Here is a 23358-nt window from a genome sequence, read left to right on the forward strand (position 1 = left end):
AATCAGAATAATTTCACTTAATTTTTAATTTTAATAAAATCTTAAGCCTATCCCTTCACGAGCCTATTTCATATCTCGTTGTAAATTTATAATTTTGACACCCGTAAAATATTCCCACAAATTTTTATCTAACAATTTTATTATTAACAATTTAATGAAAATTTTCAAGTTTGGTGGAGCATCGGTAAAGGATGCTGAAAGCGTAAAAAATGTGTCTTTGGTTATAAAAAGCCAGGGATTTGCCAAGTGTTTGCTAGTAATTTCAGCAATGGGCAAAACGACTAATGAGTTGGAAAAAGTGGTAGAACTTTATTTCAAGAAGGATAATTATCAAACTGAAATTGAAAAGATAAAACGAAAACACATCGAAATCGCGGAAGGTTTATTCCCTGAAAATCATGCAGTTTTTGCGGAAATTAATTTATTTTTCGATGATATAGACTCTTTTTTAAGAAGAAACAAATCTCCGAATTACGACTTTGTATACGACCAGGTGGTGAGCAGCGGCGAAATGATTTCCACTAAAATTGTGAGTGAATATTTGAATGAAATCCAGTTTACCAATCAATGGTTAGATGCCAGAGATTATATAAAAACAGACAATTCTTACAGAGAAGGAGTTGTAGACTGGGCAAAAACTGAAGAATTTATTTCTAATTTAAATAAGGAAATCTGCTACGTTACCCAAGGATTCATAGGTTCTGATAATAATAATTTCACGGTGACTTTAGGAAGAGAAGGTTCCGACTACTCTGCTGCGATTTTCGCTTATTGTCTGAATGCAGATGCGATGACAATCTGGAAGGACGTTCCGGGAGTAATGACGGGGGATCCCCGAAAATTCCAAGATGTGAGCCTTCTTTCGCATATTTCTTATGAAGAAGCGATTGAAATGGCGTATTACGGAGCCAGTGTTATTCACCCGAAAACTTTGCAGCCACTTCAGCAAAAAAACATTCCTTTTTACGTAAAATCTTTCATTGATCCTACAAAAGAAGGAACAAAAGTGGGTGCTTCAGACAAAAACCTAAGTGAAGAATCTTATATTTTAAAAGAAAATCAGACGCTGCTGAAAATCTCAACCAGAGACTTTTCTTTCATCGCTGAAGACCATATGAGTTTAATTTTCGGGTATTTATCCAAATATAAAATCAAAGTTTCTTTGATGCAGAATTCTGCAATTTCACTAGCTTTATGTTTGGAAGACAAATTCCATACGATAGACGAGCTAAATGAGGAACTGCAGAAAGTATTCAAAACAGAAGTAGTAAAAAATGTATCTTTATTTACAGTAAGAAATGCTAAAATGGATAACATTGATAAATTTTACCAGGAAAAAAGTGTATTATTGGAGCAAATTTCGAAGAATACACTTCAAATGGTAACACAATAAAAACTAATTGCGACTAAACACAATATGAGTTTAATTTCGAAAAATGATTTAATCAAAGCTTCCGGCTTAAGTAAAATAGGGTTTCTAAAGAATCCTGTGGCGTCTGCTGTAATGAGCATTGCTAAAATAAACCAAGTAAATAGATTATACGACAAACTAAAAAATAAGGAAGGTAAAGACTTTTTCGACTCATTTGTGAGAGAGAGGAACTTAAGCTATGTAGCTTTTGAAGAAGATTTGGCTAAAATCCCGAAAACGGGTCCTTTTATTCTGGTTTCGAACCATCCGCTGGGTGCAATTGACGGGATTCTGATGTGTAAAATCTTATCGGAAGTCCGCCCGGATTTCAAGGTAATGGGAAATTTCCTTTTGGAAAAAATCAAGCCGATGGAACCGTACGTGATATCCGTAAACCCATTTGAAAACAAGAAAGAAGCTTACAGCAGCTCATCCGGAATGCGCGAAACATTGAAGCATTTGCAGAACGGAGGCTGTGTAGGAATTTTCCCGGCCGGAGAAGTTTCCAACAAAAACAATCCTTACGGGGAAATATTAGATAAAGACTGGGAAAAACCGGCATTGAAGCTCATAAAAATGGCAAAAGTGCCGGTTGTTCCTATGTATTTCCATGCTAAGAACAGTAGATTATTTTATCAGGTTTCAAAAATCCATCCTAATTTGCAAACACTGATGCTTCCTGCAGAAATGATGAATGACAGGGAGAAGCCCATCAGAATACGGATCGGGAGACCCATTGCCGTAAAAGCAATGGATGATATGGAAACGATTGAAGAGCTGGGTGAATTCCTGAAGCGTAAGGTGTATATGATGAAATCTTACTATGAAAAAAGAAAATCACTTGCTCAAAGTATCAATCTTCAGAATTTATCGGTAAAATTTCCTTTGCTTAAAGAAGAAAATATCGTCCAGAATATTATTGATGAAACCCCAAAAGAAGATATTTTAAAAGATATCAGAAAGCTGAAAGGCACCGACAAAATGTTTTTCAGTAACGGAAATTACGAGGTTTATTTTACAAACTACGAAGAAATCCCTTCTATCATGAGGGAAATCGGGAGACAGAGAGAACTTACTTTCCGTGCGGTGGGTGAGGGCAGCAACCTTCCTTTTGACCTTGATGAATATGATAAACATTATCACCATCTTTTCCTTTGGGACAATGCTGAAGAAAAGCTGGTTGGGGCTTACAGAATGGCCCTGGGTAGAGAAGTGATGAAAAAATCCGGAATTAAAGGCTTTTACACAAGCTCTTTGTTTGAGTTTGAACAGGATATCCATCCATTCTTTAAGAAGGTAATTGAAATGGGGAGGGCTTATATTTGTCAGGAATATCAGCAGAAACCGCTTCCGCTTTTCCTTTTGTGGAGAGGAATTGTACATGTTTGTTTAAGAAATCCTGATCATAAGTTTTTGATGGGAGGCGTGAGTATTTCCAATAAATTTTCTGAGTTTTCGAAATCTTTAATGATTGAGTTCATGCGTTCAAATTACTATGATTCTGCTGTAGCTCAATACATTACACCAAGAAATGAATATAAGGTAAAGCTTCGCGACAGGGATAAAAACCTTTTCTTTGACGAAATGGAATCCGATCTGAACAAACTGGATAAAATAATCGACGACCTTGAGCCTGAACTTAGATTACCTGTTTTAATCAAAAAATATATCAAGCAAAACGCAAAAGTAATTGCCTTCAATGTAGATCCCAACTTCAATGATGCGATCGACGGGCTCATGTATATCAGAATCAGCGACCTTCCTGAAAGCACGATAAAGCCTGTATTAGAGGAAATGAGTGACAGGATAAGAAATGAACAGGAAAATAATTCGGCTGAAAATCAGTAGCTTTTTAATTTTTGTTAAAAAAAGTATTATTAATACTTGCTTCATATACCAAAACTTACTACTTTTGCATCACTTTAAAACAACGAAGTAAAAGAACGGTTTCTTAGCTCAGTTGGTAGAGCAATGGATTGAAAATCCATGTGTCCCTGGTTCGATTCCTGGAGAAACCACAAAACCACCTGTAAAAAGGTGGTTTTCTTTTCAAAATGTTTTTATAAGATTTGCCAGATTTAATAATTATTATTAGTTTTGCACCACTTCAAAAAAGAAGTACAGCGGTTTCTTAGCTCAGTTGGTAGAGCAATGGATTGAAAATCCATGTGTCCCTGGTTCGATTCCTGGAGAAACCACAAGAAATAAGACAATTTCTAACAAAACCCCTCAAATTGCATGATTTGAGGGGTTTCTTTTTTAAATGCATATCAAAATAAACCATTTTCTCAAATTGAACGTGACCTTTTCGTTGACTTAGTCCAAATTTTTCAAATAACAACTTTCAAAAGTCTCATCATTAAGCCTGTTCAAATTAAATTTCAACGTTTAAGCCATAATTTGAAACTAAATTTCAATAAAAAAATACTTTGCAGTATCAAAAAATTGACAATAAATACTTGTAAGTAATCAATATAACATTTTTATTATCTTTATTTTGAAATAATTGATTTATACAATTTTACAAAACTTAACTATGAAAAACACTCAAATTATGCCTACTTATCCCTGGCCTTATATCGCCAGTCCGCACAGGGATTCATTACAGGATGAAGAAATTTTCTGGTATGATACTGATTTTACTTTTATGTCTAAGGCAACCCGTGAAAAATACAAGCGGCACGGCTTGGCATCAGCAGCAGCATATATGTCACCAACCACCACGGATTTGTCACGCTTAAGACCTATTACCCTACTTATGATTTGGATGACTCTCTTTGATGATTATTATGAATTTTGTCCTAAAGATAAACTTGAACCAATCCGAGACCATATCATTAATATAATTTTAGGTAAACAGCCTGATTCTGATGATATTGGACTGGTTCGCCAAGCTGCCCAAATGGTAAAAGAATTACGAACTTTTATGCCGGATTTTTGGATGGAGCGATTTGCAAATTCATTCTATCGTTATGTAACCTATGGCTTAATGGAGGAAATACCTTATAAATTAGCTAAAATAAAACATTATCCACCTTTGGCGGTCCTGCTCCCTATTCGGGAATATTCGGTCGCGATGCATCCTTATCTGGACATGCTGGATGTGTCATTAGGCTTTATATTATCAGCGAATTTATATAATCATCCTATCATTCAGCGGTTTAGAGCTATTACAGCACGGCTTGCTGTTATTCAAAATGACTTTGCTTCTTTAGAAAAAGAAAAGGCGTTGGGAGCCGAAGTTTTTAATATTGTACTTGTCATACAGCATGAATATAAAATTTCATTGGAAGAAGCCATTAACAAATCTCTTCATATCCATGATGAATATGTAAGGGAAATGGATGCCCTGCATGCCGCCCTTCCTGATTTTGGCCCTTATCATAAAAATGTTGATAATTATATTTTTCATATGAAATTAATGCTCACCGGCATAGGAAAATGGTACCAAGATGTGACAGAGCGTTATACGAAGTTTCCTATTCCGGAATATTAAACTAATTATCAAATTTGTTATTGAAACCCGTTGAATTATATGAACAAAATTTCCAGGATAGGTTCGTTTTGGGGCAGTATGTGTATAATTTGATAAACTACTCCAAACTCCTGTCCAGATGCACATATCCGCCATCTACATGAATCAATTGTCCTGTTGTATGTGAAGATCTTTCCGATAGCAGAAATGCTGCCATATTAGCAATTTCCTCGGAGGTTGTCATGCGCTTTTCGAATGGTATTTTTGATGTAATGCTTTTTAGTTTTTCATCCGGATTTTCAAAAGTCGAAATCCACGATTGGTAAAGAGGTGTCCACGCTTCAGCGACAATAATGGCATTGACACGGATACTGTAAGGTAAAAGTTCGACCGCCCATTCTCTTGTCAGAGCATTTCTGGCACCATTTGCGGCGGCATAACCTGACGTACCGCCTTGCCCGGTTTCTGCCGTTTTACTTCCAATATTCACGATTGAACCTTTACTTTCTTTAAGATAAGGAAGTGCGTGATGCGCCAAAAGATAATAATGTACAACATTTTTATGATAGGATGCCATGAATCCTTCATATGAACCATTTTCCAGACCTACTCCATCATTTACACCGGCATTATTGACAATACCATCAATTTTTCCGTACTTTCTAACGACTTCATCGATGGCTTTTTTACATTCATCAGGTTGGGAAAGTTCGGCGGTAACAAAATCCGCTTTTCCTCCAAGATCCTGGATTTCCTGAATGGCTTTTTTGTTGTCGTCTTCGTTTCTGCCGATGATTATCGGGAATGCTTTTTCTTCAGCTAAGATTTTCGCAATAGCATTTCCGATGCCTTTTGCACCGCCGCTTACGATGATTATTTTATGGTCAAGATTTAGGTTCATAATTTTTTTCTTTCTATTTTTTTAACGCAAAGAGCGGTAAGATTTTTTTTAATATTGTTATGTATATTTTTTCGTTCGCAAAAGGCGTTTCACCAGCAAAGACTACAGCGTTTTTTTATGTATAAATTTTCAAAACAAAATCGGAGATTTTTAAAACTTATGTGTTCTTATTTGTATTCTACTGTTAAACTTAAAATAACTAATGTGTTAATCTTTTGTCACTTTTGCGGTAAAAAATTATAATTTGTAAAATCTCACTGCATTTTTGGAGAAAAAAAGTTGTTGCTCTTCTTTTGAAAACCGACCTACATACTTTGAAATTAATTCCAGCCACAAAGCATAATTTCCACCTAATAACATCACAGGCCAATCGCTTCCGAAAACTGCCCGTTTAATTCCAAATTGCGAAAAAATGAAATCTAAAGTTTCAAAAATTACTTTTTCATCAATATTATTCCAGTTTCCTTGTGTCAAAAGTCCTGAAATTTTGCAATAAACATTAGGATTTTGGGCAAGTTCTGCAATGTTAAGTTTCCAGTCTTTTAAATCATTTGTTTTAAGGTCAGGTTTTCCGCAATGATCTAAAATAAAGGGCTGATCTGGTAATTTCTCCGAAAGTTTGACTGCGTCAGAAAGCTGACTTTGTTTCAATAAAATATCGAAAGTATAGCCATATTGATGAAGCGCAGCAATTCCGTTGAGTATATTTTTTTGCAGTAAAAAGCCGATTTCTTCTCCTTCCGCGATATGTCTGAAACCTTTGATCAGCTTTTCAGACTGATAATTTTGAAGTAATGCTTCTAAGTTTTCAGAAGTCAAATCAATCCAGCCGACAACACCTTTAATAAACGGATTTTCTTTTGCTAAATTTACCAGAAAAGAAGTTTCTTCCTTACTCTGATCAGCCTGAACTGCAATACAACCTTCAACATTATTTTCATTTAAATATAAAGAAAAATCTTCCGGCAGAAAGTCTTTCCGAATCACAGCCATATTTTCAGTAATCCAGGCATCCCGAACCAGATCAAAATTCCAAAAATGTACGTGAGAATCAATAATCATTTTTTAACAATTTTCTTTGAAATGAAATTTATAATGAAAATATTTTATCCATCAACTGCCACTTTTCTCCCGGTTTAGAATTGGGCAACTGTTGTTGAAATTTCCACATCAATTCTTCCCATTCCTGAACTTTTAAGTTGTTTTTATCGGCTTCATTTTTGGCTTCGAAAGAAAAGTTTTCATCGGCTTCCACAATCATCAACAATCGGTTTTGAATACGATAAACCTCCATATTTATAATTCCGGAATCCAAAATACTTTGTTTCACTTCGGGCCAGACGTTTTGGTGATACTTTTCGTATTCTGCAATCAATTCAGGATCATCAATCAAATCGAGGGCTAGACAGAATTTTTTCATTCTCCGTACGCTTTTACTTTTTGTGTACTGCTTCCTAAGCCGTCAATTCCCAATTCTACCACATCACCTGGTTTCAGATACCAAGGCTCTGGTTTTTGCCCCAAACCGACACCGGCAGGCGTTCCTGTACTGATAATATCTCCCGGAAGCAACGTCATAAACTGACTGATATAACTTACCATAAAAGGCACGTTAAAAATCAAATTAGAGGTATTTCCGTCCTGCAAAATTTGTCCATTCACTTTCAACCACAAACGAAGGTTGTGAACATCTTCAATTTCGTCTGGCGTCGCAATAAAAGGCCCGATTGGTGCAAAAGTGTCGCAGCTTTTTCCCTTTACCCACTGTCCGTTTCTCTCCAGCTGAAAGGCTCTTTCACTGTAATCGTTGTGCAAAACGTAGCCTGCAATATGTTCAAGGGCATTTTCCTCAGAAACATAACTTGCTTTCTTTCCGATGACAATTCCCAACTCAACTTCCCAGTCGGTTTTTGTGCTGTTTTTAGGAATAACCAAATCATCATTAGGACCTACGATTGCTGTGGTAGCCTTAAAAAACAAAATAGGTTCCTGCGGAATCGGAGCGTTGGTTTCAGCGGCGTGATCTTTATAATTCAATCCCACGCAAATGATTTTTGATGGTCTTGCCAAAGGTGCACCTAGTCTTTCATTAGGTGAAATTTCGGGTAAATTCTGCGTGTTTATTTCTGCTTTTAAATTTTCTATGGCATCGCCCGAGAAGAAGTTTTCATCGTAATCTTTTACCAAATGGGAAATATCATATCTTTTATCGTCAATAATTACGCCTGTCTTTTCTTGTCCCGGTTTTCCGAATTTTATTAATTTCATTTTTAATTTTATTGTCTTTGATTTTTATATTTGTTTTAATTACACTATTAAAATTTTAACACAAGGATATTTGCTATCATTTGCTGAACGAAGTGCCCTTGCGATCGATTTTTTTAAGTTTAATTTATAATCTTTGCGCGCTTTGCGTTAAAGAAAATAACTAACAAGTAGCTTATACTCAAAGATTAAAGTATATTTAATATTTTTAATTATTCAAAGTGGTAAAACCTCCATCAATAGGGTAGTCTACACCAGTGATAAATGAAGCTTCGTCACTGCAAAGATAAAGTGCTAAAGAAGCAACTTCCTCAGGCTGGGCCATTCTTCCGATCGGTTGGGTTTTCGACAGTTTTTCAAACATTTCATCGATGTTGTCAGGATAATTATTCTTTAAAAATCCGTCAACGAAAGGCGTATGTACACGCGCCGGAGAAATAGAGTTACAACGAATATTTTCAGAGATATAATCTTTGGCAACACTCATGGTCATTGCTTTTACGGCACCTTTCGCCGTACTGTACGCAAAACGATCGGGAATTCCTACCAAAGCCGCAATGGAAGCCATATTAATGATCACACCGCCTCCTGACTTTCTAATCTGTGGAATAGCTGCAAACAGACAATTGTAAACACCTTTAATATTGACATTATAAATTTTGTCGAAATCTTCTTCTGAGGTTGTATCCGCTTTTCCGATGTGCGCAATTCCGGCATTATTTACAAGAATATTGATCGCGCCAATTTGATCGAAAACTGCTAAAACATCTTTCTGTTTGGATACATCACAAGCATAAACCGTAGCATTTCCTCCGGAAGATTTTATTTCTTCCAGCGTTTCCTGTCCGTTTTGTTCTGTAATTTCGAGAATATGAACTTCTGCACCATTGGCCGCAAGCTGAACTGCGATTGCTTGTCCAATTCCGCTTCCACCGCCTGTTACGACGGCCTTTTTATTTTTTAAAGAAAACATTTTTTTATATTATTATTAAAATTTTGGTATCTATTCTTTAACGCAAAGTACGCTAGGTTTTTAATATTGTTTGTATATTTTCGTTCGCAAAGGCGTTTCACTCAGCTAAAATCTCAAGTTTTATTGTTTTCACACTTAATGCGACTTGTCAATCTTTGCTTTAAAATTATTTTAAAGATTAAAATCTTTTTTATCTTTAAAGACTCACCCCTCTTTTCCAAGGGATAAAATCATCCTGATTCAATGCCACCGCCTTAGGAATGATATTTCCACTGGCAACATCGATGCAGAAATCTAAAATATCTTCGCCCATTTCCTGAATTGTTTTTTCACCGCGCACAACCGCACCTGTATCAATATCGATAATATCCGACATTTTTGTTGCCAGTACAGTATTAGTAGCCACTTTGATGACCGGGCAAACCGGATTTCCCGTAGGCGTACCCAAACCTGTCGTAAACAGAATTAAAGTTGCTCCTGAAGCGGCTTTTCCTGTGGTAGCTTCTACATCATTTCCCGGTGTACAGACAAGGCTCAATCCCGGCTTGGTTGCGCGTTCCGTATAATCCAAAACATCTACAACTGGGGCTGAACCTCCTTTTTTTGCTGCACCTGCAGATTTTATGGCATCGGTGATTAATCCGTCTTTAATATTTCCTGGTGAGGGATTCATGTAAAATCCTGAACCCACAGCATGAGCAAGTTCATCATATTCTGTCATCAATTTGATGAATTTTTCGGCGGTTGGTTTATCTACAGCCCTGTCTATTAATTCCTGCTCGACGCCACACAATTCCGGGAACTCGGCAAGTAAAACTTTAGCTCCCAAAACAGAAAGGATATCCGCAAGATGTCCTACAGCCGGATTGGCTGAAATACCACTGAAACCATCGCTTCCGCCACATTTTACGCCTACACAAAGTTTGCTTATTGGTGCATCTTCACGTTCAATTTTATTAATTTCTAAAAGTCCTTTCAGCGTTTCAAAAATGGCGTTTTTGATCATTGTTTCTTCACTTACTGCTTTTTGCTGTTCAAAAACAAGTAACGGTTTATCAAAATCCGGATTTCGATTGTACAGATCTTTTTTGAAATTATCGATCTGAAGATGTTGGCATCCCAAACTTAACAAAGTGACTCCTGCAACATTGGGATGGTCTGCATAAGAGGCCAAAAGTTTGCTGAGTGTATCCGCATCCTGCCTTGTTCCTCCGCAACCACCTGTGTGATTGAGAAACTTAATGCCATCCACATTTTTAAATACACGATCTTTTGCTGGGATATTTGAGGGTGAAAAATCAATATCATCCAAATTTTCTCCTTTTGAAATCGCTTCTACCAATTGATGGGTGTAGCTTTTGTATTTTGCATCAACGGCATATCCCAATTCATTATACAATGATTCTTTAATGATATCAAGATTACGGTTTTCACAAAAAACGGTAGGAATAAAAAGCCAATAATTAGCAGTTCCTACATCGCCATTTGAGCGGTGATATCCTTTAAACGTTTTATGCAAAAATCTTGACACATCCGGTTTTGTCCAATGATAATCAACATCGCGGTAGTAGTAAGGTTCGGCAGCGTGTTTTGTATTGTCGGTCGTCATTCGGGTTCCCGCTGCGAGATCATACTGTACTTTACCGACCAAAACTCCATACATAAAGATTTCATCGCCCTGTTTCATGTCATTTATAAAGAATTTATGTTTGGCAGGGATTGCTTCTAAAGTTGTATAGGTAGCTCCTTCGAAAATGATTTCGGTTTCTGCCGGAATATCCTGCAAAGCGACCAAAACATTGTCTTTTTGATTTATTTTTAAAATTAAATTGCTCATTTTTAGCTTTAAAATTGAATATTTTTTGTGCTTATTGTTTATTTTTAACGCAAAGTCCGCAAAGATTTTTTATTTACGTTAATCATAATTACAATGAAGATTTTTTATTTCTGAATCTTAATGAAAACAGAAATACGATGATAAAACAGACTAACGGAACAACATAAGAAAAATGGATGTTCCCTGAAATATCTGTGATTTTGCTTGCAATTGGTGGTATAACTGCTCCCCCGACAATTGACATTATTAATAAACTTGAGGCAGGTTTTGTTTCTGCACCCGCTCCTTCAATTCCCAAAGCGAAAATCGTTGGAAACATGATGGACATAAAAAATGTAATGGCAACAAGTGCATACAACGTTGAAATTCCTGACCCTGCGATAACCCAGATGCTGAGAATAATGCTGATTACACTGTAGATCCTCAATAATTTTTGTGGTGAAATGTATCTCATGAAAAAAGTGCCTGCAAAACGCCCAATCATAAATAATAATCCTGCTACTCCTGCATAATATTTAGCTTCCTGACCTTTCATATCAATAGCGTCTTCCGCAAAAACGAGAAGAAAACTGAAGATGTAAATTTGTGCACCGATATAGAAAAACTGGGCAAGAACACCCCATCCGACATTTTTAACCCCTAAAACCTGTAGAAAATTCTTTGTTGATTTTTCTTTGCTTTCCGTTACTTCCGGCAGTTTTACGAATAAAAATAAAAGCATTACCAACAGAATAATCGCCCCTAAGATTATATAAGGTCCTTTTACGAGTGAAGTTTCGGCATGAATGTAGGCGAGTTTTGCTGCCTGATCGAGTCCGGCAAGCTCTTCCTGTGATTTTGGTTCTTCACTCAGAATAAAAATTCCGCCAATAATGGGAGCGATTGAAGCGGCCAAACCATTAAAAGACTGGGCAAAATTTAATCTTTGTGTTGCTTTTTCAGGCTCGCCCAAAACGGTAATGTAAGGATTTGCCGCTGTTTCCAGAATCGCAAGACCGCAGGACAAGACAAAAAGAGCCCCGAGAAAAAACGGATAACTAATGGTATTAGCTGCCGGAACAAATAAAAAACAACCGGCCGCGAAAAAGAATAAACCTACCAGAATCCCGGTTTTGTAGCCATATTTCTGAATAATCATTCCGGCAGGGATGGCCAGTAAAAAATAAGCTGCAAAAACCGATGAATCAACCAATGAAGCTTGAAAATGGTTCAGGTGAAAAGCACTTCGCAGATGTTTAATCAAGATTGGATCGAGATTATGGATAAATCCCCAAAAGAAAAATAAACTCGTAATAAGGATCAGTGGAAAATAGTAATTTTTCTTTTTTGAAGAAGAAAACGAGTTTCCTTGTTGGGTATTATTCATTGATCTGGTTGTTTATTGTTACTTGTCATAGTTTAGTTGTAGGAAAATAATCGATTGTATAATGATTTCTTTTGAGCTCAATATTTTATTGATTTTTCCTCAAGCCTTAAACGTTTTCTGATTTTTTAAAAGTATAATATTTTTCCGAATAAACAATTCACAGTACAGGATAGTACAAGATAGTTTAATTATTTTCGGGATTTATTAATGATTTATTATTGTAATGTTTCAAAATGAAGAAAATGTAATTTTAAACAAAGATAAAAAGCGAAATTTTTTCTTTCATGTTTTATAACACTTCACCAACCCCTCCAGATTAACGTAAAACCACGATTTAATAAAAAAAATTAATATTTTACAATAAATTATGTTAATTTATAAATTCAATCCATATAATAATGTTAATTTTATGAACATTAAATTATTATTAACTATGAAAAAAATTTGGATGGCAATTACTTTGCCGATCTTCGGAATCATTACTGCCCAATCTGGCAACATCGGTGTAAACAAACCCAACCCAGCCTCAACTTTAGACATTAGCGGCTCTTTTGCGGCACAGTACAAAACTGTTTCAGCTGCCACCTACGCAATGACAAGTTCTGACTTTTATGTTTCATACACCGGAACAGCGAATTCTATTTTTACTTTACCCGCCGCCATTACCGGGCTCGAAAATTTCAAAGGCCGAATGTATACCATTAAAAACAACACTGCCTTTACAGTTACGGTAAACCCAACGACTCCGGAAACCATTAATGGAAGCACCGGTATAACGGTACCGGCAGGCCAAAGCGTGGAATTGATCAGCACAGGTCAGACAGGAGCAGTTTCCACATGGGAACTTTCAGGTTTCAGATCTGCCACTCTTCCTTTAACAACGGCCAGCAACGGTCTTACTGCCGTGGGTACCGATGTTCGGTTAGGAGGAACACTTTCTCAGGCTACAGATATTGCAACTGCGGGTAATAATCTTATCGTAAGTGGAACCGGTAATGTAGGAATAGGATCTGCGACAGCTCCCGTTTCAAAGCTCGAAGTCAACGGAAGCTCTACCAATGCCACTTCTTACAATGCCGTTGCATCAACAACAATTGATTTTTCAAGAAGTAATTTAGCCTATACTACTGCTAATGCCGGAGCTTTTACCCTTCAAAATATAAAAGATGGCGGTACATATACATTATCAGTACGTGGTACGACAGCAGGGACTTCCACCTTTACAGCAGCCGGATTCACAGTAAGATATATAAACAACCGCGCAACAGTAGCCAATACCCATACACTCTATACTCTTGTAGTAATAGGCACCGTTATCTATGTTTATATAGCAACAGCTGTTTAATTTTAATTTAAATAGTTAAAAAAATGAATGCTTATATAAAAAAAGCCCTCTATGTATTTTTACTGGGAGGAATGGCAGCACAAGGCAATGGCCAGGCTGTAGGTACACCCTATATTCCTATGATTGATATTCCCTTTAGCTTTTTGTACGGGGGAACCGGGATAGACGGCCCGAGAAGTCATGCTCTATCTCTAGCCGCTGATGGAGGATATTTTGGAGTTGGGGATTCTCAATCATCTGCTTCCGGAGACGTAACAGGTGTTAATGGCGGTAACAGGGATAACTGGATTGTAAAATGGGACACCACCGGAAAAATAGCTTGGCAAAGGCTTGTCGGTGGAAACGGAATTGAATTAGGAACTTCGATCACAGCAACTCCGGACGGAGGATGCATTGTTGTAAGCAGATCCGGATCTACCAATATTCCGGGAACTACTTTCCATGGAGGGCAAACTGATTTGTTAGCGGCTAAATTAGATGCTTCAGGAAATATCCAGTGGCAAAGACTGGTTGGAGGATCCGGTAACGATGAACCCACCAAGGTTGTTGTAGCTTCGGATGGAGGATATCTCATTGCTGGAGTTTCTTATTCAGTAGATGGTGACCTGACCGGAGTTCCAAAATATACTGGTGGAGCATTCGGAACTGATGCATGGCTAGTAAAGCTTAATACCGATGGGACAATTAATTGGCAAAAAAGATATGGTGGTACAGACGAAGATTCTTTTGGAGGCCTTATTAATACAAATGACGGAGGATATTTAGTAACAGGTAATACAAGTTCAGGTGCTGTTGGCGATTTTACAGGACTGCCGGTGATTGCAGGACCTAATCCTTTTGCCATGAAAATAGATGCTTTGGGAAACAGGATTTGGGTAAAACGTTTTGGAGTTTCTGCAGCTGCCAATCCATATATTTTGGACACTCGTCAAACTTCAGATGACGGATATATTTTTGCCATCAGAACTGCCGGTGCAAATACAGGCTCTTTGACGGGAATAGCGGGTTTTGGGGGCAATGATTTCTGGATCATGAAGCTCGATACTACCGGAAACCTAGTAACTCAAAATGTGTTTGGGGGAACGGGTTCTGATATACCTTCTTCCATATACCAGACTTCTGACGGAGGTTACATTGTTTCCGGAGGCACCGGATCATCCAATACAGGAACATTAACCGGCGTTGTTACTCATGGCGGTAATGACAGTTGGGTTTTCAAACTGGATGCTTCGTTAAATTTAGTTCAGCAAAAATTGTATGGAGGCACTGGTAATGAAGGTAGTACGAGTGCTTATCTTTTACCATTAAGCAATGAAGGTGCCTATCTTTTATTAAGTGATTCAGGATCATCTAATAATGGTGATGTAACCGACCTGAACCACACCGCGGGATCAGCTGACTACTGGCTTTTAAAGGTATTGTCATCCGGAGACATACTCTGGGTTCCCGACATCGGACAACGATAATCAATTAAAAAATAGAGCTGCAAAGCTTTTTTAAAACACTTAATTTTAAAGCCGTTCCTTTCGAGCGGCTTTTTCTATATAATAATTATTACGAATCTATAATATGTTAAATCTTAGTTAAAGCTATTTAAACTCGTCTTAATTCAATACTAATCATCCGGCATTTACGTTGAAAATAAGTATATTCGCTTTTTAAATTTTTTTTGAAAAATGAAGAAGATTATCTCTGGATTATTTATATTTTCTGCGATTATTACATTTGCTCAGGAAGCAATACATTTTCAGGATCTGCCATTCAAGGATCTTATTGCAAAAGCTAAAAAAGAAAACAAGATTGTTTTTATCGATGCTTATACTTCCTGGTGCGGGCCTTGCAAAATGATGGAAAAAAACATTTTTACGAAAAAATCCGTTGGAGATTATTACAATTCTAATTTTGTGAATGCAAGATTCGACATGGAGAAAGGTGAAGGAAGAGAAATTGCTGCAAAATACGGAGTTCGCTCCTATCCCACTTATCTATTCTTAAATGGTGATGGAGAGCTTGTTTCCCAGAATTTCGGATATATGGAAGAAAGCCTTTTTATCTCAATGGCTCAGGATATTAATTCTCCGAACAATAAAAAAGGCTCTTTGAAAGAACGTTTCGCAAATGGTGAAAAAGACCCGGAATTCCTGATCAATATTATGAAGCTGAATTCTTCTTCAGATTTTAATTTTGCTAAAAATGCTTCAGAAAGGTATTTTGAAAATAAGAAAAAAACAGAAGAATTTTCCAAAGATGATGTTGGGTTGTTATTATATTTTTTAAAATCAACCGAAGATAAAAATTATAAAACCTTTGCTGAAAGAAAAACGGAAATTATCAAGTTTTTACCGGAGCAAACCTATAAAGAATTTGATAATCAACTGAAACTGGCAAAAGTTGTTGAACAGTCCATTGATCAGCAAAATAAAAAAATCAACGACGAGTATTTCATGAAAATCGCCGAGCCCTTGGTAGGAAAACACGATGCAGAAGTAAAGCTAAATCAAACAAAACTAAGCTATTACGAGCAGAACGCAAACTTTCCGGAATACGAAAAAGCAGCCCTTGCCTATTATAAAAACTCAGAAGCTTTTGAACCCAACGAATTATTAAAAGCAGCATGGGTATTTTCTGAGCATGTAAAAACTCCGGCATCACTGAAAAAAGCCGCAGAATGGGCAGAAAAGTCTGTAATGAGAGGCGAAACATCTGAAAATACCTATATATTGGCAAAGCTTTATTTCTTAACAGGAAACAAAGAAATGGCAAAAACCTACGCTGAAATGTCTAAAAATATAGCAACTCAGGCACAAAAAGATTCCACTTTAGCTGATGAGTTATTAAAGCAAATCAAATAACAAATGTCGAAAATTAAATTTATTACAACCTTTCTCACCTTATTGTTTCTTGGAAATTTACACGCCCAGGAACAGCAAAACAGCGAAAAAAGTGTTTATGTAAAAGGAAATGCACTACTTATCCCGATAGGTATTGTCAATTTAGGTGTAGAGCATCAGTTGAGCCAAAAATATACGCTGCAGGGTGACATTTTTATTTCTCCCTGGAAATCTTTTGCAGGCCATGAATTTCAATATTATTCCGTGTCTTTGGAAGGAAGGTATTATTTTGATGAAGCTTTTAAACATTGGTACCTTGGCGCAAACCTTGCCACCTCTGCCTTTATTTTACAAAAATGGAATTATTGGAACGGCGGTACTTTCACCAACGAAAAAGGGGAAAGCTTCGATTATCCGAACGTTTACCAAAAAGGATTTTCTATCTTATTGGGTGTCACAGGTGGATACCAGTTCAAGGTTTCAGACAGATGGAATATTGATGTGTATGCAACAGTAGGGACTTCCCAGGACTTTTACAAAGGATATGAAAGAGGCACAGGCAGACGTTATGATGATACAAAAGGATTCAACAGAAGCGGTGAAATTCTTCCCTACAGAGCGGGTGTAATGATTTCTTATAAATTAAAATAGTTCAATGAAAATATTCGGAAGAAACCATATTATTATCTCGGTGATTACTTTTGTCATTCTTTTTTTAATGAATTACATCGGAAGCCATGAACAAGATAAACTAGAAAGAGCTTTAATGACTGCCGTGGCAGGAGTTATCGGATTATCTATCGGGTTATTTATCTTGAATAAAGGGAAAAATGATAAAACTCCGCCTCAGAATTTTGACTGATATTTAAGTAAATTGTTAATTTGGCTTTGCCTGTGAATTGTGAATCCGAATATTTCTTAATTCACAAGACTAAGTGAGTCACAATTGACAATCCATCATTCACATTATCAATCTTCGTAAACAACATATTTCGTTCTGATTTTTTCGAATTTTTCAAGCTCTGATTTCCATGAAGCTTTGATTTCCGGAATTGATTTTCCGGCGATGATCTGTTTTCTCAATTCATCGGTTCCCGCTAATGTGTCGAACCATAAATTTTTTAGGAAGAAGCCTAATTCCGGGTTTTTATAATTTTTATAAGCTTTAATTACCCATTCTAAGTTTAATTCCCTTAAATCATTCGGATAATCAGAAAGGTTTTCACCATAACATAGTTTTCCGTTTAGAAAAGGATCTTTTGCCCCAAAGTTAGGTTTTGGAGTAAACTGATATGGCAAACCTTTTGTCCATGGTGAACCGTAAATCTGGAAGGGTAAATCCGTTCCCCTACCCACAGAAACCTGCGTACCTTCAAAGAAACATAAGCTAGGATATAAATTAATTGATTTATCGTTCGGAAGATTCGGGGAAGGTTTATCTAAAATTGAATAACGCTGTTTTTTATGATAATTTTTCATCGGAATCAAGGTATATTTTACCTGAACTCCATTTTTAAGCCACTTCTCTCCGTTGACCATTTTTCCGTATTCCCCGATTGTAAGTCCATAAACAACAGGAACTTCGTGCATTCCGACAAAGCTTGTCCATTTTTTCTTTAAAACCGGGCCATCTGTATATCCATCGTGCGGATTAGGCCTGTCTAAAACCATTATTTCCACGTTGTTTTCCGCGCCGGCTTCCATTAAATAGCTTAAAGTAGAAATATAAGTATAAAATCTCACTCCAACATCCTGAATATCAAATACAACAATATCAATCCCTTTTAATTGTTCGGGCTTTGGCTTTTTATTGTTTCCGTATAAAGAAACGATGGGAATTCCGGTTTTCACATCTACTCCGTTTTTCACCTTTTCACCGGCATCTGCATCGCCACGGAAGCCGTGTTCCGGAGCAAAAATTGATTTAATTTTAATTCCGTTTTTCACCAAAAAATCTACAACATGCGTTCTGTCGTTCATCAGGCCCGTCTGATTGGTTACAACACCTATTGTTTTTCCCTTTAACAAAGGTAAATACAGCTCAGGTTGATCTGCTCCGGTTCTAAAATCGGTCTTCGTCTGAGTTTGAGAATAATATTGGTTGAATACTCCTAAAAAAATTAGGCAAATAAGAAGTAAATTTTTAATTTTGGAATCTAAATTCATAGGTTTGAAATTTCCTTTATATTTCTCTAGAAAAATAGCGTTTTCCAAAGATAACAAAAATAACCTTTCGCGGGTTATCATCTTCATCGGCAGACTTTCTGTGGCGTTGGGGCTTATTGTTTCTTTAATCACTGTTTCTACCGGATTTGGCTCCAAGAAGGCTATCAAAGAGAGATTGGCAGATTTCAGCGGGCATATTACCGTAAAATCTACGCGGTCTAATTCATCTTATAATACTTCAGTTCTTGATAATCAGGGCTTAAATATTAAAAAGATTCAGGAGCTTCCCGATGTGGAGACGGTTCAAAAATATGCGATGGTTACAGGAATTATGCGTAATGAGCATAATTTTGCAGGAATTATCTTTAAAGGGGTCGGAAAGGATTTTGACAGCTTAAGGTTTAAAAAATTCCTGGTTGCCGGTACAACTCCAAAAGTAACGGAAGTTGGCTACAACAACGGGGTCATGATCTCCCAAAAAATTGCCGGTGATCTTCATTTAAAATTAAAAGACAGTATTGTTACAGTTTTTTCAAAAACTGATCAGCAGCCGATTTACAGAAAATTTGAGGTCGTAGGAATTTACAAAACCGATATCAAAATGATTGATGAGCAGTTCGTAATCGGAGGAATCAATCATGTAAGAAAAATTCAGGATATGAAGCCTGATGAAATAGGCGGAATTGATATTTTCCTGAAAAATATTAATGATATTGACAGTGATTTTCCGGAAATCGAAAAGCTGATCGGATATAAAAACTATGCCGAAAAAGCGACTGAAAAGTTTCCCCAAATCACCGACTGGATAAGTATTTTTGATACCAACATTGCGCTGATTATCGTTATTATGCTGATCGTTGTTGTCATCAATATCATCATGGTTCTTCTGATCTTAATTATTGAAAGGACAAATTCCATCGGTTTACTGAAAACACTGGGAGCCAGCAACTCCCAAATCAGGGCAACATTCATCAATTATACGTTGATTATTATGATTCCGGGACTTTTGTATGGTAATGCGATCGGACTGGGGCTGGTTCTTATCCAGAAGTTTTTTGGAGTTATTAAATTAAATCCTGAAAATTATTACGTAAGCACAGTTCCGGTAGACCTGAACCCAATTGCAATTGTCTCTATTTCTGTCGGAATCTTGATCATTTCCGGATTGGCTTTGATTATTCCGAGCTATCTGATCAGTAAGATTTCTCCGGTGAAGGCGATTAAGTATAATTAATTGTGAATGGTGAATGGTCAATTCGCTTCGCTTGTGAATTTTTCTTACAATATTTGATTTAACGTAAAGTTCTCATCCTTAAAGGGTCCCAACAAAAATATTAGAGATTTTAATTTTAGCTGTTGAGATCCTTTCAGGATGACAAACAGAGTGATGAGATTAATTATTGAGATGAGATTGAGATTGCTTCGTCGCTTCGCTCCTCGCAATGACAAACAGAAATTGATTTCTTGTATTAAACATTCCATGAAAACGACAGAAACTTCTGTGGTGACTGAGGCTCCCGAAGCCACCATTCCTACTATCATAGCCCCGATTGCAGCATTTGTTTGAGCTCATTTTGTGGGTTTCTGGCTGCGGCGGCTTTGCCGCCGCAGCCAGAAACCCACAAAATAGCGAGTGCGGAAAGCGGGAAATAGCTCCTAAAATAGTCGATGGTGAAAAGGCAATCATTTCATTGTCAACTTTTCCGGTTTGATTTTAAATTTACAATTCACTATTGACCATTCACTGCATATAATTTCCAAATCTTAATTGTTAATTATTTGAAAGCTGTATCTTTGCACTGCTTTAAAAAACATTTATGAAATACGCACAAAACATCCTTGAGACCATCGGGAATACACCATTGGTAAAGCTGAATAAGGTTTTAGGTGAAGATTTTCCTGCATTGGTTCTGGCAAAGGTTGAAACCTTCAATCCGGGGAACTCTGTGAAAGACAGAATGGCCCTGAAAATGATTGAAGACGCAGAAAAAGATGGAAGATTAAAACCCGGAGGAACGATCATCGAGGGTACTTCCGGAAATACGGGAATGGGATTGGCTCTTGCGGCCATCATTAAAGGTTACAAATGTATTTTCGTGACCAACTCTAAACAGTCAAAAGAAAAATGTGATATTCTCCGTGCAGTGGGTGCCGAGGTAATCGTCTGTCCTACAGATGTAAAGCCTACAGATCCGCGTTCTTATTACTCGGTTTCCAAAAGACTGGCAACTGAAACGGAAAACGGATGGTATGTAAATCAATATGATAACTTGTCAAACAGAGCTGCTCATTACGAGTCTACCGCTCCTGAAATCTGGGAACAAACTGATGGAAATCTAACACATTTTGTAGTAGGAGCCGGAACAGGAGGTACAATTACGGGTTGTGGAAAGTTTTTCAAAGAAAAAAATCCTAATATCAAAGTAATTGGAGTTGACACGTATGGTTCTATTTTAAAGGAATTCCATGAAACGGGTGAGCTTCATTACGATCACGCTTATACTTATATCACAGAAGGAATTGGTGAAGATATCATCCCTGAAAACTATGACATGTCCATTATTGATCATTTTGAAAAGGTAACGGATAAGGACGGTGCAATTTACGCAAGAAAGCTGGCAAAGGAGGAAGGTATTTTCTGTGGATATTCTGCGGGAAGTGCGATCGCATCTTTAGTTCAGATGAAAGATCAGTTTACAAAAGATGATGTAATTGTGGTGCTTCTTCACGATCACGGTTCAAGATATGTAGGGAAGATCTACAATGATGAGTGGATGAAAGAAATGGGTTGGCTGGATTAATCAGCTTTCATTATAAAACAAAATCAGAGTAAAATTTACTCTGATTTTTTTATTCTTTGATATTTTTCTTTAAAGTGTGCTTTAATAGATTATAATCTTTCTCGATCATTGATTTTTTCGGGAACATATAGCTGTATTTTCCTTCGAGGGCAATATATTCTTGGTTGCTGTCAAAATATTGGAAGTCTTTCCATTCGCTGGTTTCTTTTTCACCGTCAATATTTACCGTAAAAAAATTATTATCGAATGTGATTTCATAGATTTTACAGTTTTCCAGTTTGGCTAAATAACTGTTAACCTGTTTTTTCCATCTTGAAACTTTGTTAATACTCACTGACAGAAAAACCGCGCAAAGAAGAAACAGAAAGCTTACAAAATACAAAATCCCGAATTTTTCTTTAGTAAAATCATCTTTAAAGAAAAATAACATCAGTAAAATCAGCCCCACAACAATGGTAGTGATCGTTTTTCCTCTTGTTGATGGTGAAAAAAACAGACTTCCCTGATTTCCACTCAAATATATTTCCTCGAAATCCTGTCTTTTAGGTTTTAAAATAATAACCGTTTCTTCAGCCATAAATATTTAATTTAACATAAATATTTACAAAGCTAAACGAAATAGTTTTAATTTGGAATAAAAGTTCTATTCAAAAAGGATAATTTAAACATTCTAATCAAACTAACTTCTAATTTCTAAGCTCTAACTTCTCAATTATCCTTCCTCATATTTATCACTGATCGCCGAAAGCTTCTTCATCAGTTCGCGGTTTTTTTGCTTTAAATCTTCCATTTTTTTCAACATTTCATGGATAACTTCAAGACCCGGAAGGTTGATTTCCAAGTCGTAATGCCAATTGGTAAACCTTTCAAAAGAAGGCAGATCTTCATACATCAAGTAACGAATTTCATTTTCCGTCTGAATGTTCAGCAATCCGGAATCCACCAGTTCATCGAAAAAAGTGATTTCAATATTGTATATTTTTACGAGTTCTTCCCGTGATATTTTTTCGCTCATGGCTTAGGAATTTTTAAGTTGTTCGAAAAGTTCTTTCTGTTTTTGAGTCAGATTCGTTGGTAATTTTACTTCGTAAGTCACAAACAAATCCCCGAACTGCCCTTCTTTTTTGTATACTGGAAAGCCTTTTCCTTTAAGCCTTACCGTCACCCCGTTTTGGGTTTCGGGTTTTACTTTCAGATTAACGCTTCCGTCTAACGTATTGACTTTCAAACCGCCACCTAAAACGGCAGTGTACAGATCAATCACCACTTTTGTTTTCAAATCATCACCAATTCTTTCAAAATCCGGATCCACAGGAATATTGAAAGTAATATACAAATCACCATTCGGACCGCCGTTGAAGCCCGGACTTCCATGGCCTTTCAATTTAATCTGCTGGCCGTCATATACTCCCGCCGGAATAGTAATCCGTACTTTTTTACCATTGATTTCAAAAGTTTGAGGATGAGTAGTTGCAGCATCTTTTAAGCTTAAATTTAATTCGGCATAAACGTCCTGCCCTTTAAATTTCCCCGAAGCACTCCCTCGCGAGCTCCTTCCGAAACCGCCACCTCCGCCAAACATACTTTGGAAAAAATCTGAAAAATCTTCGCCGTTGTCAAAATCAGCACCGGAAAATCCACCTCCGAAATTTTCACCCTGATATTGTTTTTGCTGTTGCTGTCGGGCCTTTTCATATTCTTCGCCATGTTTCCAGTTTTCGCCGTATTTATCATACTTGGCACGATTTTCTGGATTGCTGAGAACTTCATTAGCTTCATTAAGCTCCTTGAATTGTCTTTCCGCTTCCTTATCATCGGGATTAAGGTCGGGATGCAATTTTCGTGCTAACTTCCGATATGCCTTTTTGATATCGTCCTGCGTTGCGTTTTTATCTACGCCTAAAATTTTATAGTAATCTATATAAGCCATAGAAACGATGTTTACTCAAATTTAAGGATTTTAGAGTTGAGATTAATATAATGGAAT

Annotated in this window: 22 protein-coding genes and 2 tRNA genes; 13 read left to right on the forward strand and 11 right to left on the reverse strand. The window is 36.8% G+C overall.

The genetic code is table 11. The annotated features are described in order from the left end of the window. The first annotated feature begins 154 nt into the window (after positions 1-154). The 5 genes from ATE47_RS10440 (at position 155) to ATE47_RS10460 (ending at position 4907) form a co-directional block, all read left to right on the forward strand. Complete coding sequence (locus ATE47_RS10440) at positions 155-1393, forward strand: aspartate kinase (protein WP_062161919.1); 1239 nt, start codon at positions 155-157, stop codon at positions 1391-1393. A gap of 24 nt (positions 1394-1417) precedes the next feature. Continuing rightward, positions 1418-3259 carry a lysophospholipid acyltransferase family protein gene (locus ATE47_RS10445; protein ID WP_062161920.1) on the forward strand — a complete coding sequence of 614 codons (1842 nt, stop codon included), beginning with the start codon at positions 1418-1420 and terminating at the stop codon, positions 3257-3259. Positions 3260-3356: 97 nt separating this feature from the next. Beyond that, positions 3357-3429: transfer RNA gene (locus ATE47_RS10450), tRNA-Phe, on the forward strand. A gap of 107 nt (positions 3430-3536) precedes the next feature. Beyond that, positions 3537-3609: transfer RNA gene (locus ATE47_RS10455), tRNA-Phe, on the forward strand. 338 nt (positions 3610-3947) lie between these two features. Beyond that, positions 3948-4907 (forward strand): terpene synthase family protein, encoded by a 960-nt coding sequence (locus ATE47_RS10460; RefSeq protein WP_062161921.1) that lies wholly within the window; start codon positions 3948-3950, stop codon positions 4905-4907. 97 nt (positions 4908-5004) lie between these two features. Here ATE47_RS10460 and ATE47_RS10465 read toward each other — a convergent pair whose 3' ends face one another. The 7 genes from ATE47_RS10465 to fucP all read right to left on the reverse strand — a co-directional run bounded on the left by ATE47_RS10465 (position 5005) and on the right by fucP (position 12228). Further along, the gene (locus ATE47_RS10465; RefSeq protein WP_062161922.1) at positions 5005-5787 is read right to left on the reverse strand and encodes an SDR family oxidoreductase; all 783 of its coding nucleotides are present in this window, start codon (positions 5785-5787) and stop codon (positions 5005-5007) included. 237 nt (positions 5788-6024) lie between these two features. Continuing rightward, positions 6025-6849, reverse strand: a complete 825-nt coding sequence (locus ATE47_RS10470) for an amidohydrolase family protein (RefSeq protein ID WP_228376266.1) — start codon at positions 6847-6849, stop codon at positions 6025-6027. A gap of 28 nt (positions 6850-6877) precedes the next feature. Next, positions 6878-7207 carry an L-rhamnose mutarotase gene (locus ATE47_RS10475; RefSeq protein ID WP_062161923.1) on the reverse strand — a complete coding sequence of 110 codons (330 nt, stop codon included), beginning with the start codon at positions 7205-7207 and terminating at the stop codon, positions 6878-6880. Further along, complete coding sequence (locus tag ATE47_RS10480) at positions 7204-8055, reverse strand: fumarylacetoacetate hydrolase family protein (protein WP_062161924.1); 852 nt, start codon at positions 8053-8055, stop codon at positions 7204-7206. Before ATE47_RS10480 ends, ATE47_RS10475 begins: the two co-directional genes overlap by 4 nt. Positions 8056-8260: 205 nt before the next feature. After that, positions 8261-9025: an SDR family NAD(P)-dependent oxidoreductase gene (locus ATE47_RS10485; protein ID WP_062161925.1), complete on the reverse strand. Its 765-nt coding sequence runs from the start codon at positions 9023-9025 to the stop codon at positions 8261-8263. Positions 9026-9221: 196 nt separating this feature from the next. Further along, on the reverse strand, positions 9222-10862 hold the full coding sequence (locus tag ATE47_RS10490) for a UxaA family hydrolase (protein WP_062161926.1): 1641 nt from the start codon (positions 10860-10862) through the stop codon (positions 9222-9224). Between the two features lie 88 nt (positions 10863-10950). Beyond that, the gene (gene fucP, locus ATE47_RS10495; RefSeq protein WP_062161927.1) at positions 10951-12228 is read right to left on the reverse strand and encodes an L-fucose:H+ symporter permease; all 1278 of its coding nucleotides are present in this window, start codon (positions 12226-12228) and stop codon (positions 10951-10953) included. Positions 12229-12661: 433 nt separating this feature from the next. Here fucP and ATE47_RS10500 point away from each other — a divergent pair, with 433 nt between their 5' ends. From ATE47_RS10500 to ATE47_RS10520, 5 genes are all read left to right on the forward strand, one after another. Continuing rightward, positions 12662-13573 carry a hypothetical protein gene (locus ATE47_RS10500; protein WP_150114816.1) on the forward strand — a complete coding sequence of 304 codons (912 nt, stop codon included), beginning with the start codon at positions 12662-12664 and terminating at the stop codon, positions 13571-13573. Positions 13574-13596: 23 nt separating this feature from the next. Then, a complete protein-coding gene (locus ATE47_RS10505; RefSeq protein WP_062161929.1) occupies positions 13597-15039 on the forward strand; it encodes a hypothetical protein in 1443 nt (480 codons plus the stop codon). Between the two features lie 210 nt (positions 15040-15249). After that, positions 15250-16425: a thioredoxin family protein gene (locus ATE47_RS10510; protein ID WP_062161930.1), complete on the forward strand. Its 1176-nt coding sequence runs from the start codon at positions 15250-15252 to the stop codon at positions 16423-16425. A 3-nt stretch (positions 16426-16428) separates the two neighbouring features. Further along, on the forward strand, positions 16429-17055 hold the full coding sequence (locus ATE47_RS10515) for a DUF3575 domain-containing protein (RefSeq protein ID WP_062161931.1): 627 nt from the start codon (positions 16429-16431) through the stop codon (positions 17053-17055). 4 nt (positions 17056-17059) lie between these two features. Next, positions 17060-17266, forward strand: a complete 207-nt coding sequence (locus ATE47_RS10520; RefSeq protein ID WP_062161932.1) for a hypothetical protein — start codon at positions 17060-17062, stop codon at positions 17264-17266. Positions 17267-17373: 107 nt separating this feature from the next. Here the strand turns inward: ATE47_RS10520 and ATE47_RS10525 are convergent, their stop codons facing one another. Then, a complete protein-coding gene (locus ATE47_RS10525) occupies positions 17374-18570 on the reverse strand; it encodes an exo-beta-N-acetylmuramidase NamZ family protein (RefSeq protein ID WP_062161933.1) in 1197 nt (398 codons plus the stop codon). A gap of 4 nt (positions 18571-18574) precedes the next feature. Here ATE47_RS10525 and ATE47_RS10530 point away from each other — a divergent pair, with 4 nt between their 5' ends. From ATE47_RS10530 to ATE47_RS10540, 3 genes are all read left to right on the forward strand, one after another. Next, a complete protein-coding gene (locus ATE47_RS10530; protein ID WP_062163514.1) occupies positions 18575-19804 on the forward strand; it encodes an ABC transporter permease in 1230 nt (409 codons plus the stop codon). 153 nt (positions 19805-19957) lie between these two features. Further along, positions 19958-20137 carry a hypothetical protein gene (locus ATE47_RS10535; RefSeq protein WP_150114817.1) on the forward strand — a complete coding sequence of 60 codons (180 nt, stop codon included), beginning with the start codon at positions 19958-19960 and terminating at the stop codon, positions 20135-20137. Positions 20138-20387: 250 nt separating this feature from the next. After that, positions 20388-21371: a PLP-dependent cysteine synthase family protein gene (locus ATE47_RS10540; protein ID WP_062161935.1), complete on the forward strand. Its 984-nt coding sequence runs from the start codon at positions 20388-20390 to the stop codon at positions 21369-21371. A gap of 49 nt (positions 21372-21420) precedes the next feature. On the opposite strand, the gene ATE47_RS10545 is transcribed toward ATE47_RS10540, so the two are convergent. The 3 genes from ATE47_RS10545 to ATE47_RS10555 all read right to left on the reverse strand — a co-directional run bounded on the left by ATE47_RS10545 (position 21421) and on the right by ATE47_RS10555 (position 23301). After that, a complete protein-coding gene (locus ATE47_RS10545) occupies positions 21421-21948 on the reverse strand; it encodes a YcxB family protein (protein ID WP_062161936.1) in 528 nt (175 codons plus the stop codon). A gap of 135 nt (positions 21949-22083) precedes the next feature. Further along, positions 22084-22386 (reverse strand): chaperone modulator CbpM, encoded by a 303-nt coding sequence (locus ATE47_RS10550; RefSeq protein ID WP_062161937.1) that lies wholly within the window; start codon positions 22384-22386, stop codon positions 22084-22086. A 3-nt stretch (positions 22387-22389) separates the two neighbouring features. Continuing rightward, positions 22390-23301: a DnaJ C-terminal domain-containing protein gene (locus tag ATE47_RS10555; RefSeq protein ID WP_062161938.1), complete on the reverse strand. Its 912-nt coding sequence runs from the start codon at positions 23299-23301 to the stop codon at positions 22390-22392. Between the last annotated feature and the right edge of the window lie 57 nt (positions 23302-23358).

Source organism: Chryseobacterium sp. IHB B 17019, assembly GCF_001456155.1.
Lineage (GTDB): Bacteria > Bacteroidota > Bacteroidia > Flavobacteriales > Weeksellaceae > Chryseobacterium.

Excerpts from the sequence above, each read along its gene's own strand:
- ATE47_RS10490 (WP_062161926.1), bottom strand. The coding sequence starts at position 10,862 with ATGAGCAATTTAATTTTAAAAATAAATCAAAAAGACAATGTTTTGGTC.
- ATE47_RS10440 (WP_062161919.1), top strand. The coding sequence starts at position 155 with ATGAAAATTTTCAAGTTTGGTGGAGCATCGGTAAAGGATGCTGAAAGC.
- ATE47_RS10550 (WP_062161937.1), bottom strand. The coding sequence starts at position 22,386 with ATGAGCGAAAAAATATCACGGGAAGAACTCGTAAAAATATACAATATT.
- ATE47_RS10500 (WP_150114816.1), top strand. The coding sequence starts at position 12,662 with ATGAAAAAAATTTGGATGGCAATTACTTTGCCGATCTTCGGAATCATT.
- ATE47_RS10525 (WP_062161933.1), bottom strand. The coding sequence starts at position 18,570 with ATGAATTTAGATTCCAAAATTAAAAATTTACTTCTTATTTGCCTAATT.
- ATE47_RS10465 (WP_062161922.1), bottom strand. The coding sequence starts at position 5,787 with ATGAACCTAAATCTTGACCATAAAATAATCATCGTAAGCGGCGGTGCA.
- ATE47_RS10540 (WP_062161935.1), top strand. The coding sequence starts at position 20,388 with ATGAAATACGCACAAAACATCCTTGAGACCATCGGGAATACACCATTG.
- ATE47_RS10445 (WP_062161920.1), top strand. The coding sequence starts at position 1,418 with ATGAGTTTAATTTCGAAAAATGATTTAATCAAAGCTTCCGGCTTAAGT.
- ATE47_RS10520 (WP_062161932.1), top strand. The coding sequence starts at position 17,060 with ATGAAAATATTCGGAAGAAACCATATTATTATCTCGGTGATTACTTTT.
- ATE47_RS10510 (WP_062161930.1), top strand. The coding sequence starts at position 15,250 with ATGAAGAAGATTATCTCTGGATTATTTATATTTTCTGCGATTATTACA.
- ATE47_RS10515 (WP_062161931.1), top strand. The coding sequence starts at position 16,429 with ATGTCGAAAATTAAATTTATTACAACCTTTCTCACCTTATTGTTTCTT.
- fucP (WP_062161927.1), bottom strand. The coding sequence starts at position 12,228 with ATGAATAATACCCAACAAGGAAACTCGTTTTCTTCTTCAAAAAAGAAA.
- ATE47_RS10485 (WP_062161925.1), bottom strand. The coding sequence starts at position 9,025 with ATGTTTTCTTTAAAAAATAAAAAGGCCGTCGTAACAGGCGGTGGAAGC.
- ATE47_RS10555 (WP_062161938.1), bottom strand. The coding sequence starts at position 23,301 with ATGGCTTATATAGATTACTATAAAATTTTAGGCGTAGATAAAAACGCA.
- ATE47_RS10470 (WP_228376266.1), bottom strand. The coding sequence starts at position 6,849 with ATGATTATTGATTCTCACGTACATTTTTGGAATTTTGATCTGGTTCGG.
- ATE47_RS10535 (WP_150114817.1), top strand. The coding sequence starts at position 19,958 with ATGAGATTAATTATTGAGATGAGATTGAGATTGCTTCGTCGCTTCGCT.
- ATE47_RS10505 (WP_062161929.1), top strand. The coding sequence starts at position 13,597 with ATGAATGCTTATATAAAAAAAGCCCTCTATGTATTTTTACTGGGAGGA.
- ATE47_RS10475 (WP_062161923.1), bottom strand. The coding sequence starts at position 7,207 with ATGAAAAAATTCTGTCTAGCCCTCGATTTGATTGATGATCCTGAATTG.
- ATE47_RS10545 (WP_062161936.1), bottom strand. The coding sequence starts at position 21,948 with ATGGCTGAAGAAACGGTTATTATTTTAAAACCTAAAAGACAGGATTTC.
- ATE47_RS10460 (WP_062161921.1), top strand. The coding sequence starts at position 3,948 with ATGAAAAACACTCAAATTATGCCTACTTATCCCTGGCCTTATATCGCC.
- ATE47_RS10480 (WP_062161924.1), bottom strand. The coding sequence starts at position 8,055 with ATGAAATTAATAAAATTCGGAAAACCGGGACAAGAAAAGACAGGCGTA.